A 12,762-nucleotide genomic window follows, 5' to 3' on the forward strand; every position below is an offset into this window, starting at 1 on the left:
TACAATGTTAAAGTTCGATTCAATTCGTCATTACCACGATCACGAGGTAAATGAGGTGCTACAAAACATCTCCAAACACCCTATGATCAAAGCCTTGATGGGTTTTACTTTTCCAGAAAAAACGGAAGAACAATGGAGTGAAGAATTTAAGGAAGTGAATTCTATTCAAGACTTTCAAAAAAACTTCATTTACCATTCCATTCAAAAAGTACTCGAAAAGAGTTCTGAAGGATTGACTACTTCTGGATTTGAAAAACTAGACAAAAACACTGCCTACTTTTTCATATCAAACCATCGCGATATCATATTAGACACCTCTTTATTGAACGTAGCTCTTAAAGACCATGGTTTAATAATGACTGCTTCAGCAATTGGCGACAATTTAGTACAAAAAAGTTTTCTATTAGCCCTAGCAAAACTAAATCGCAATTTCCTAGTAAAAAGAGGTCTTGCACCTAGAGAATTATTAGAAAGCTCAAAACTAATGTCCGAATACATTAATCATCTACTATTTGAACAAAATCGCTCAGTATGGATTGCACAAAGAGAAGGTCGAACAAAAGATGGAAATGACACAACGAATCCAGGTGTATTAAAAATGCTTGCTATGGCATCGGATGAAGCAAATCTAATGGATTACTTCAAAAAGATCAAAATCGTACCCGTATCAATTTCATATGAGTATGATCCAACAGATGCATTAAAAATCCCACAACTATTAGCTAAAGCAAAAGACGAAATCTACATCAAGGAAAAAAACGAAGACTTCGTGAATCTTTTAAGTGGTGTAATAGGTCAGAAAAAGAGAATCCACATTCATGTAGGAGATGTACTTGATAAATCACTGAATGAAATTCAGAGAGGAAACTGTAATAACAATAAGCAAATACAAGCATTGGCTCAACTTATAGATGAGTCAATCTACGAACACTATCACTTATGGCCTACGAATTATATAGCTTATGATTTGATGCATGGTGGTAATCTCTTCAGCAATAAATATACAGAGAAAGAAAAACAACTATTCTTAAGACGTTTAGAATTGAGAGTAGACAAAGACAACGACATTGTTTTTGACGGATTCTTAGCTATGTATGCAAACCCAGTAATCAACAAATTAAAACTTAATAATGAGCTATAAACCAGCCATACTACTGATTTACACCGGTGGAACTATCGGTATGGTAAAAGACTTTACAACAGGCGCATTAAAAGCATTTAATTTTGACCAATTACTAGAACGAATACCAGAATTACATCTATTAGAATGTACCATAGACACGTATTCATTTGAAGAACCTATAGATTCTTCAGACATGAAACCCGAACACTGGGTAACAATGACAGAAGTAATCCAAAAACATTACAATAAATTTGATGGTTTTGTAATTCTCCATGGCTCAGACACTATGTCTTACTCAGCATCGGCGTTGAGTTTTATGTTGCAAAACCTATGTAAACCAGTAATATTAACTGGCTCTCAATTACCAATAGGAGATTTACGAACGGATGCAAAAGAAAATCTAATAACTGCAATTCAAATAGCATCACTTCAGAAAGGCAATAGACCCCTCATACAAGAGGTTTGTCTATACTTTGAATACAAGCTATACCGAGGAAACAGAACCTCCAAGGTTAGTGCTGAATTGTTCAATGCATTTACATCACCTAATATCTCATATCTAGTAGAATCAGGAGTAAACCTTAAAATAAAAGAAGAATCCTTATTAAAAGGAGATACTGATAAACCACTTCAAGTATATACGAATATGTTTGCCACTGTGCTCATTCTGAAAATTTATCCAGGAATGAAACAAAACGTATTTGAATCCATTTTAAACATATCAGGATTAGAAGGAATCATATTAGAAACATATGGAGCAGGAAATGCACCAACAGAAAACTGGTTCTTAACTACTTTAAAAAACGCAATCACAAATGGATTGAAAGTTATTAACGTAACACAATGTTCTAGTGGAAGTGTAGATATGGGCAAATACGAGACAAGCACAGAGATGAAGCAACTAGGAGTTATATCTGGAAAAGATATAACAACCGAAGGAGCCATAACTAAGTTAATGCATCTTTTAGGTAGAGGTAACATGAATAATGAGGAGTTCAAACAAGCATTTGAAAATCCTATATGTGGAGAATTAGACATATAATATTCCCCTAAAAACAGATTAAAAACAAATATATATTCTATATTTGCCGTCATAGAAATTTAGAGAGGTGGCCGAGTGGTCGAAGGCGCACGCCTGGAAAGTGTGTATATGGTAATGTATCGAGGGTTCGAATCCCTTCCTCTCTGCAAAGAAAAACCGATAGTTTTCACTATCGGTTTTTTTGCTTTATAAACCTCACTCAAATACTCCACTTACTTAAAAAGGTGTAACAACAGCAATAATTCCTTAATCCCTATAAAGGAGAGCTTATTTTATAAAATATTTCCAAATCTAAAATGAACTCAACAAAGCGAAAGAAACCTATAGTTATTTAAATCAATACAAACTACAAATACAGTATTCCTAGTTAGAAAGTAATATTAAAACAAAAAACCGTCTCTAATTAAAGAGACGGTTCTTAATTTATAGAAATCTAAATTTTGTTATTGAATAATGACTGTATTTCCATTAGCCTCACCAACAAAACGATTACCATCTAAAACAAGTTCAGAAACTGAAGAACCATCTTCAAATTCTATAGCTGGACTTACTTTAATAGAAGTAGGCGTAAAACCAACTCCAATACCTCCATTTTCATTCACAGACATTGTTCTATCAGCAGATAAAACTGTAGCATAACGAGTAGTCTTAGTATATTTAAAATTATAAGTCATTGTTTCACCATTCTCAATAGTAAACAAAGTCTTTTTTGAAGCCACGACATCCATCATGACCCTGTTTAATCTTAAATCACTCCAATCCTCAGCCGTAGCACGTTCAAATTTGATATCGATTTTATCTCTATTTGATTTAAAATTGATTCCTTCGGAATCAAATCCATAATATAAATATTGAAAATCACCTTTATAACCTTTTCCTGCAAACTTAAATGTACCGTTAGGGTTTTTTACATTAGGAAGCACTTCTGAATCACCTAATAGATGTATATACGTACCTTGAGAAAACAACAAACTAACAGTACTACCTAATGCTATACTATATTCTGATGTATCAGGAACTAAAGGATTACCACTCCAATCATATCCCAAATAAGGATCAAAATCAGAAATCATCGTCACATTATATCCATCGACAAACTTAAACAAATATGTAAATCCTCCTAATTGAGAATCATCTGTGAAGTATGTCATTTTCCATCCATCAACAGCAGATGTCAGTTCATTACTTAATTCTAGTTTTCGCTTTTCAAGTCGTTCAGTAGAATTTTCTTCAAACTTATTTTCAAAATTATCACCTTGACAAGCCCCAAGCGAAAGCACTAAACCTAATGCTATGAAACTTTTTATTAATCTTTTTTTCATCTTTTTTAAATTAAGAACAATAAAGCTTATTTATTTACAACCATATCTGTTTGAGATTTAGCAATTTTACATAGCTCATATAAATCAATTCCCATAGAATTTTTATAATAACTTACTGCATAAGCTTCTTTCTCACGTATTTTTGAACGCCCAAATTCACTCGGAATTGCATCTACCATAGCATTGTACTTCTCAACATCTTGTAACATTGTTGCTACCATTTCTGCGAAATCCTCCCCTGGAGCACTTCTAGAATAAGCAGAAATGAATCCCAAGGAATTTGCTTCAGCGTTACTTGCATTTTGCCAATCGGCGCGATAACTCCCAGGTGTGATCTTAAGAAAAGCTCCTTCGTCAAATGGCCATTTCATGTTTAAGATATGAACATACTCATGTTGAATTGTATGAATAAACTGCTCCACTTGACTTCTATTCTTTGTATCTAACTTATTTAACTCAAATAAAGAGATTCTAACTCCTTGCTCAGCTACCCCTAACGTAACGGTACCATTAGTGTTAGAATTCACACTACCAACCAAAACCAATTCTTTAGCAGCAGTTTCTTTTACAAACATCTCTCCCGCTATTTTCTCATAACTATCTAACCAAATAGCTTTTACAACTTCAAGAGTAGGCTGAACTCTATCAACTCTTGGAGGAGTTAAATATCTATTCATATCTACTTTATATTGATCCCATCGATAAAATACTTGCATATTATAAGTTTCCAAATAATTCTTGTCAATCCAATTATCTAATTCTGTTTTACGCTCAGGTGTTAAATCTATACGAGTTTCTCCTAAACTGTCCTCTTTACTACAAGATGCAAATCCCAAAGTACCCAAAAGGCAAGCTAAACTAAATATTTTTAATGTACTCTTCATAATCTTATTAATTTCTTGGATTATCTATAAGCCCCGCAGAAACTACGTGCAAAGGCAAAGGTAATTGACGTTTCAAGTCTCCTTTTTCTAATACAATTTCTGTTCCACCTGCAAATTTGTGAATTACTTTAATATCAAAACGCTTAATATCAAACCAGCGCTTTCCTTCCTGTATAAATTCCCTTCTTTTTGCTTCAAGAATTGATTTCAAAACGACAGTTTGCTCAATGGTCATGCTATAAAACGGAGTTAACTCATCACTCACATATGGCGTCAATTCGACTAATTTTGCATAAGTTAACTTGTCAGTCAATTCATTATAACCATTTGTACGAGTTCCTAAGAAAAATTCTAACCCCTTAATAGCTTCTTCAATACGCCCTTCCATCACCAAAGCTTCTAATCTATTCAAATAAACCTCATCATTACTAAACAACACATAATTAACAAAAGGCATACCTGTACCAGCAGATGGATCATCAAGTCTAAAATACTCTCCTAATTTTGGATAAACAACTGTAACATTACTATTGTAAGAAGCTCCTTCATATAACCATTCTTTCTTAAAAGGATTAAGTGCTCTACCCATTATAGATGCCTCATCCTTACCGGTTAAGAAAAATCTTGAACCACCAACATATCCATATCTCCAATATGAGGATATTTGAGTGTTAACTAACAAATTTGTAACATGCTCAGGTCTACTATAATACTGAAATTTCTCATTTGTTCCAACCAACTTGAATGCTTTATAATCTCTAATAAATGCTTTAGGATTAGCAGCTAAATAATCTGAATACTCCAATACTTTCGCCCAATTTGCTTTTGCTAAATAAAATTTAGTAGCAAATGCATAAGCCGCATGTTTATTAAAATGGAATTTAGGCTGCCTATAATTATCACTAACGGATTTCAAACCTTCTTCTAAATCTGCTTCAATCTTAGCATAAACATCAGCAACACTTTCTCGTTCATATAATTTAATCAATTCTCGTTCTGGAGAATCAACATAAGGAACCCCTAAATCACTTTCTGCAGTTGCAGGATCATATGCTTTCCCCCATATTTGAACCAATTCAAAATGAGCAAAAGCACGAGCAATTAAGGCTTCTGCACGTAACCCTGAATATTCTGGATCATCAGACACTCCCATTTTTTCCATTGCATCTAAGGCTTCATTAGCTGCAGCGATTGCAGCATATGATGAATCCCAAAATCCAGTTGGAGTATCTTGAGTAATACCTTCTTCCAATTTCCAACTATACTGATCTAACTGATTATCCTTGGTCAAGGTTAAATTTTCAGAATCAAAGACATTATCAGACATCAATTCTAAAAAAGGAGTTGCACTAGTTTGTGAATAAGCAGTTACTAAAAGTTCACCAACTTTTTCTTTGCTATCTACTTGCGTCCTATTATCAGGAACTTCAGAAAGAAACTCATCACACGAAGAGAACCCTGCTGCAAGAATCAAACAAGATATATATATATTAATTTTTTTCATAATACTCGTTTATTAAAATCCAACATTTAACGTTAAAGTGTATTGTGTTGTAACTGGCATAGCCACACCACCACTTCTAAAAAACTCCGGATCTTGTCCATTCAATTTCTTATCAGCATAGATCAACCATGGATTAGAAGCAGTAGCTCTTAATGTCAAATTTGATAGTTTTAATTGTTTCTTAACCAAATCAGGAAATTCATATCCTAAAGAAACGTCTTTTAATCTCACAAAACCACCGTCAGCAATACGAGCATCAGAATAATTATAAGAATTATAAGCTTTTGCAAGTCCACTACTTCCATAATATCTTGACAAAGCACCATCAGCAATAACTGGAATATCAGTTGTCAACTCATCTCCAGGATTAATCCATCTATTTTCAAAGTCTCTAGTAAATACATCTAAATCTGAGTATCCACTTTTAAAAGTTGGTGCCATACGAATTTTATTACCACCAGAAGCAACAATAAATACATTTAATGACCAATTTTTGTAGTTAAATGTATTAGATAAACCCAAAGATTTATTAGGTTCTACAGACCCTTCATATTTTAAATAATCTGTAATATTATTTCGATCTTGGAAGTTAGCTCCTGATACATTATCTGTAACACCATCCGCTTGAATAAATGTAGGCATACCGTCATCATTTAATCCAGTAAATTGATAAGAATAAATTGAATTTCTTGGTCTTCCAACAACATTTCCACCAGTTTCAGTAACTAGATCAATAACTCTTGATACATTTTGCAATTTATCAATACGTTGATCATAATAAGAAGCATTAATAGTTGTTGACCATTTAAAATCTTCTGAAACTATATTACGCGTTGTAATACCGAATTCGATTCCTTTAGTAGTCATATCCGCATTATTTCCAAGCTTGCTTCTTTGTCCTCCAATACCAGATGTAGTAACCACATCAATCAAGTCAAAAGCTTTTCTTTGATAAGCATCTACTACTAACTGAACTCTATTTGAAAACAAACCTAAATCTAAACCAATATTAGCCTCATGTTGTTTTTCCCAAGTCAAATCAGAATTTTCTAAATCTTCAATAGAAATACCTGGCTCTCTTTCTCCAATAAATTGTCTGTCCGTAATAAAACTTTTATAAATTGCATAAGAGTTTGTAGCAGGTCCTGCATTAGCAGTTAAACCATAAGAACCTCTTAAACTTAAATTACTTACAACCTTACTATCTAACATGAACTTTTCTTCTGAAACATTCCATTTTGCAGAAGCAGTCCAAGTAGGTAACCATCTCGAAGAAGTACTTCTACCTTGTCTATTAGAACCATCATAACGTCCAGTCAAAGACACGATATATCTACTATCATATGCATAAGTACCTTTTCCAAAAAATCCTACTGTGCGTTCTCTTTCCTCTGAAAATTGAAAGTAAGAATCTCCATCAGCAATGATTTTCTCTAATAATCTTGGATCAGTATAAGGTATAAATCCTCTATCATATTGTAATCCAAAAGCTGCTAAGTAATCATATGTTCTATCTACATGGCGCATCTCAGTTCCTAAAAACCCATCAACCTCATGTTTATCTCCAAATACTTGCTTATAGCTCAATGAATTTCTAACATTATAAGACAATAAATTATTATCATGTCTATAACGAATTCCACCATTAGGTAATACTGGTATTTTAATTCCATCAGGATCATTCGGATCTTGATATAAGAAAATATTTTGTCCATTTACAACTGTAGACTCATTCGCATTATATGCTCCAACAACATTAGAACCCTCATAAATATTATGATCTCTACGTGAATCTGCGTAACGAATAGATGAATTTAAATTATAAGTTAACTCAGGCAAAATCTTATATTCTGCATCCAATTGTATCTTTATATCCTTAACGCTCAAGTCCATTACATTATTATCTAGCTCATTTAAAATATTAAATGGTGCCCAGTTCATTCTATTATATTCTAAATTCCCATTACTGTCATAAGGACGTAACGTTCTAGAAGTATTCATAGAATAACTAAACGGATTAATATCAAAATCTCTAGAAGTACCTCCATTAACTACATCAGTCTTACTATTATAACTTCCTGGTGCTTTTTGATCTCTAATAGATAAATTAGCTCCTAATGACAAGTTGAATTTATCAGTAACAAAGAACGTATTCTTCATATTTAAAGTCAAGCGATGAACTCTATCAGCCAAAGTCCAACCTGGATCCGCATAATAACCTAAAGAGGCAAAATATGCATTATTCTTACCCCCTCCAGAAAAACCTAAAGTATGACTTTGTGTAATAGAAGGACGAAATAAAACTTTAAACCAATCTGTATTAGCCTTCTCGTATTGTTGAAGAAACTCGTTTTTACCTATCTTATTATTAACTACTTGAAAGGTTCCATCAGGATTCACTTTACCAACCGCACGCGCTAGGATATTATAGACCCCACCATATCTACTTTGCGCGACATTAGTATATTCTAAAAGTCCTTTAGAACTCATTTCTTGCAAAACCGACATAGATTCCTGAGAATTCATAATATCATACTGTCCATAACTAGGAACTGTACGCATTGCATTCTCCATTGAATATGAAATACTCAAAGGAGACTCTCTTCGTCCAGACTTGGTCGTAATTACAACAACTCCATTCATTGCTCTTGAACCATAAATAGAGGTTGCAGAAGCATCCTTCAAAATCTCAAGGCTCAAAACATCATTACTATTTAATCCAGCAATAGCTGAGCTCAACAAAGTCTCAGAGTTACCTGAAGCTAAATCTTGGAAAGAAACGTTTACGATATCTTCCTGAACAACACCATCAATAACCCATAAAGGTTTAGTATCTCCCAAAATAGAAGAAGAACCACGAACTGTGATTTTAGGCGCAGAACCAAAAGTACCAGACACGTTTTGCACAGTAACTCCTGCTGCTTTACCTTCTATCATCCTGTCAACATTCACAACTCCATCTACCTTCATCTCCTCAGCAGTAATTCTACTAACTGCACCTGTAAAGATTCTCTTAGACATCTTGTCAATACCAGTACTAACAATAATTTCATCAATCATCTCTGTTTCTTCTGCTAAAGAAACATTAATAACTGTTTTTCCTTGAGCTTTCACTTCTTGAGTTTTATACCCCATAAACTCGAAAATCAAGGTAGCGTTAGCATCGCTAACTGTAATAGAATAATTACCGTCGAAATCGGCAGTAACTCCTTCTTGGGTACCTTTAATAAGCACGCTTGCTCCTGGAAGACCTAAATTATCTCCTGCAGAAACTACTTTACCCGTCACCTTTCTTCCTTGCGCGTAAGCCCCGTGTACCATACAAAGAGCGAACATTACTAAGAAGAAATTGAGTACAATTTTCCTCATGTTTTATTATTTTTAAATTGTTTAACAAACAAATAACAAAAATTCGATATATGCTAATTTTATGTTATCTTTTTTTTGGAACATTTCACTTAATATTACATAACTAGATAATAATCAATACAATAAAACAAGAGTAACCAAAAAAAACCTTAAAATACAGAGTCATAAATAAACATAAAAATACACCTCAATAAACAAGAATCACGACCTCTTTATTAACTATTTAAATCTTCTGTTTTATCATGTTATTCGCTCATGTTTTTCGCTCATACTGTAAAAAAATATTATTATTTTTTGAACATTCTCAACAAATAAAAAACTTCATTAACATCTATCTACACTAAAACAAAAAACCACCAAATAAAACAAGTATTTATCAAATGTGGCATTTATCCATAAAAAAACCACCTTAAAATAATAAGGTGGCTATTTATTAATCGTAAAATCAAAATGATTTGAATTTTCAAGAAACCTAACTGTCATACTAATTAGCAATCGAACATACTACAACGGCTTCTCTTCCTACATAATATACTTTTACAATAAACAATATTTTAAATATTATTTATTTTTCAACAGATCTCTAATCTCAGAAAGAAGTTGCTCTTGAGTTGGACCAACAGGTGCAGCAGGCGCTTCAACCACTTCTTGCTTGCGTTTTAATTTATTAATTCCTTTAACCATAAAAAACACAACCAATGCCAACAATAAGAAACTAATTAAAACAGTAATGAAATTACCATAAGCAAAAATAATAGCCCCTTCAACAGCTCTAGCATCCGCTAATGATAAGTCTGGAACTACATTTCCTTTCAAAACTAAATACATATTCGAAAAGTCATGTGTACCAATGATAGCTGAAACCAAAGGCATCACCAAATCATTTACAACGCTATCGATAATTTTACCAAATGCACCACCAATGATTACCCCAATGGCTAGGTCCATTACATTGCCTTTAACAGCAAACTCTTTAAACTCCTTAATAAAACTCATATCTTTCTCTTTTTTAATTATTTTAAGCTAAATTAATATTTTTATAAATATTATCCTACGAAATTAAGATTCGAAGAAAACTCTTTTTACACGTTGTGATATACTAGTCATAATTTCATATGGTATTGTCCCAGTCCCAGCAGCAATAGCACTTACACTTACGTGTTTACCAAAAATCTCTACTAAATCTCCTTCCTCACACACAACATCAGTAACATCTACCATTAACATATCCATACATATAGAACCAACTATAGAAGCAAACTCTCCATTTATATAAACCTCCCCTATTCCATTTCCCCACGAGCGATGAATACCATCGGCATACCCAATAGGAATAGTAGCAATTCTTGTTCTCTTAACCGTTCTAAAACGCCTTCCATATCCAACACTTTCTCCCTCGTCTAGTTCTCTTATTTGTAAAATAATTGTTTTTAATGTACCAACATTCAATAACTGATTGTTTTCTACCTCATCATTACCAACCCCATAAAGTCCAATTCCAACTCGGACCATATCCATCTGATGTTCTGTATAATTAAAAATTCCAGAAGTATTCAAAATATGTCGAATGGGATTTGTATTCAACCCTTGCTTGACTACTTCACAAGCTTCTTTAAAGATTTTAATCTGACTCAGTGTAAAATCCCTATATTCAGGCATATCACTAGAAGATAAATGAGAAAAAACACTTTTAACCTCTAAAACATTCGTATGCTTTAATATTTCAACCACTTTTAGTAATTCAGAATTAAAAAAACCGAGTCGATGCATCCCTGTATCTATCTTTAAATGTATAGGATACAAATGCTCATTATGTTCTCTAGCTAATTTCAGAAAAGCATTTAATACTTTAAAAGAAAATATTTCTGGCTCTAATTCGTAAGCCAACATAGCAGGAAACGCACTGATTTCGGGATTCATAACAATGATGGGGATTTTAATACCCGCTTTTCGCAAAGCAATTCCTTCATCCGCAAATGCAACACCTAAATAATCAACTTTTTCATGTGACAACAATTTTGCAACCTCAACGCTCCCATTCCCATATCCAAACGCCTTCACCATCACCATCACTTTGGTTTCCGTATTTAGTTTGGATCTATAAAAATTCAAATTATGTCGTATTGAATCCATATCGACCTCTAAAATAGTCTCATGAGTTTTTTCTTCTAATAAATTAACAATCTTATCAAATCTAAAACTTCGAGCCCCTTTTATCAAGATAGTTTCATCGTGATAATCGGAAACACTAAACTTTTGTAAAAAGGAATCCAAATTCGGATATAAAGTATCCCCTTTAAAAATCTCCTTATATTTAGACACAGCAGGTCCAATCCCAATAAATTTAGTAATCTGATTTGCAACGAGTAACTCCTTCACTTTACCATATAGCTCTTCTTCTCCAAAACCACTTTGAAAAACATTTGATAGAATAACAGTTTTAAGACCTCCCTTATGATGTTTTTCTAGAAAATCTAACGCAATCTTTAAAGACTGGAAATCGGCATTGTAACTATCGTCGATAACAATACAGTTGTTCTGACCATTTTTTACTTGTAACCGCAATTCAATCCCATACAAGTTTGGAATACGAGTTTGTATTTGCTCTGCACTATAATTTAAAATCAACATAGTACAAATACAACTAGCCATATTTTGCAAAGAAGCTTCATCATTAAATGGAACACTAACATCAAATCTAATCCCATCACACAACACCTCCAATATTCCGTCTTTCTTATATTTAAATTGTACTGTCGCAGAATCGTTCTGGAAACTCCAACTTACCAACCTAGGAACAAACTTCAATCTAGATAGAATCATTTCATCATATGGAACAATACCTACATTTACATTTTTGAATAGCAACAACTTTTCATCTATTTTTTGTTCTATATCGCTAAACCCCTCTTGATGATCATCACCAATCGATGTCAATACACTAATAGTAGGACGCAACATAGATTCCAAAAAATCCATCTCCTTAACAGTAGATATTCCGGCTTCAAATATTCCTAAATCATGCTGTTTCTGAATACCAAAAAGAGACAAGGCTACTCCCGTCTGAGAATTATAACTCTTCGGACTCTTTATTATAGTATATTCTGAACCTAAAAGAAAATTCAACCACTCTTTAACAATTGTCTTTCCTTTACTACCTGTAATACCAATCAATGGATATGTAAACAAATCTCTTCGATACGAAGCAAAGTGTTGCAATGCTCTTAAAGAATCTGAAACAACTAAGAAACAAACGTTTTCATACTTTAATAAAGGAAGTTTATGGACTACAAATAAACGAACCCCCTGTTCCACAAGCATAGGAATAAAATCATGTCCATTATGATTATTTCCTGTCAATGCAAAAAAGATTGTTTTAGTACCATGCTGCAAAGAACGACTATCTATAGAAACTCCGTAAGTCTCTAAATTAACAGCGTCTATATTTCCAACAATTTGTGCCTCTAATAATCTAGCAAGTTCAACTATATTCATCTATTCAAAAATTCTATTTAAAA

The 12,762-nt window shown here is 33.1% G+C and carries 8 protein-coding genes and 1 tRNA gene; 3 read left to right on the plus strand and 6 right to left on the minus strand.

The features are described from left to right. Positions 1-4: 4 nt before the first annotated feature. The 3 genes from BM024_RS03120 to BM024_RS03130 all read left to right on the plus strand — a co-directional run bounded on the left by BM024_RS03120 (position 5) and on the right by BM024_RS03130 (position 2,311). Positions 5-1,141, plus strand: a complete 1,137-nt coding sequence (locus tag BM024_RS03120) for a 1-acyl-sn-glycerol-3-phosphate acyltransferase (RefSeq protein ID WP_090677993.1) — start codon at positions 5-7, stop codon at positions 1,139-1,141. Continuing rightward, a complete protein-coding gene (locus tag BM024_RS03125) occupies positions 1,131-2,165 on the plus strand; it encodes an asparaginase (RefSeq protein WP_090677994.1) in 1,035 nt (344 codons plus the stop codon). The genes BM024_RS03120 and BM024_RS03125 overlap by 11 nt, the downstream gene beginning before the upstream one ends. Positions 2,166-2,226: 61 nt before the next feature. Continuing rightward, positions 2,227-2,311, plus strand: a tRNA-Ser gene (locus BM024_RS03130). A gap of 297 nt (positions 2,312-2,608) precedes the next feature. On the opposite strand, the gene BM024_RS03135 is transcribed toward BM024_RS03130, so the two are convergent. The 6 genes from BM024_RS03135 to BM024_RS03160 all read right to left on the minus strand — a co-directional run bounded on the left by BM024_RS03135 (position 2,609) and on the right by BM024_RS03160 (position 12,739). Next, the gene (locus BM024_RS03135; protein ID WP_090677995.1) at positions 2,609-3,487 is read right to left on the minus strand and encodes a DUF4302 domain-containing protein; all 879 of its coding nucleotides are present in this window, start codon (positions 3,485-3,487) and stop codon (positions 2,609-2,611) included. A gap of 26 nt (positions 3,488-3,513) precedes the next feature. Next, complete coding sequence (locus BM024_RS03140; protein WP_090677996.1) at positions 3,514-4,371, minus strand: substrate import-associated zinc metallohydrolase lipoprotein; 858 nt, start codon at positions 4,369-4,371, stop codon at positions 3,514-3,516. A gap of 7 nt (positions 4,372-4,378) precedes the next feature. After that, the gene (locus BM024_RS03145) at positions 4,379-5,875 is read right to left on the minus strand and encodes a RagB/SusD family nutrient uptake outer membrane protein (protein ID WP_090677997.1); all 1,497 of its coding nucleotides are present in this window, start codon (positions 5,873-5,875) and stop codon (positions 4,379-4,381) included. A 12-nt stretch (positions 5,876-5,887) separates the two neighbouring features. Next, complete coding sequence (locus BM024_RS03150; protein ID WP_090677998.1) at positions 5,888-9,244, minus strand: SusC/RagA family TonB-linked outer membrane protein; 3,357 nt, start codon at positions 9,242-9,244, stop codon at positions 5,888-5,890. Positions 9,245-9,805: 561 nt separating this feature from the next. Further along, entirely contained in the window at positions 9,806-10,240 is a 435-nt protein-coding gene (gene mscL, locus BM024_RS03155; protein ID WP_090677999.1) for a large conductance mechanosensitive channel protein MscL, read from the minus strand. A gap of 63 nt (positions 10,241-10,303) precedes the next feature. Continuing rightward, positions 10,304-12,739 (minus strand): bifunctional UDP-N-acetylmuramoyl-tripeptide:D-alanyl-D-alanine ligase/alanine racemase, encoded by a 2,436-nt coding sequence (locus BM024_RS03160; RefSeq protein WP_090678000.1) that lies wholly within the window; start codon positions 12,737-12,739, stop codon positions 10,304-10,306. Positions 12,740-12,762: the final 23 nt, after the last annotated feature.

Source organism: Myroides guanonis, assembly GCF_900114085.1.
Lineage (GTDB): Bacteria > Bacteroidota > Bacteroidia > Flavobacteriales > Flavobacteriaceae > Flavobacterium > Flavobacterium guanonis.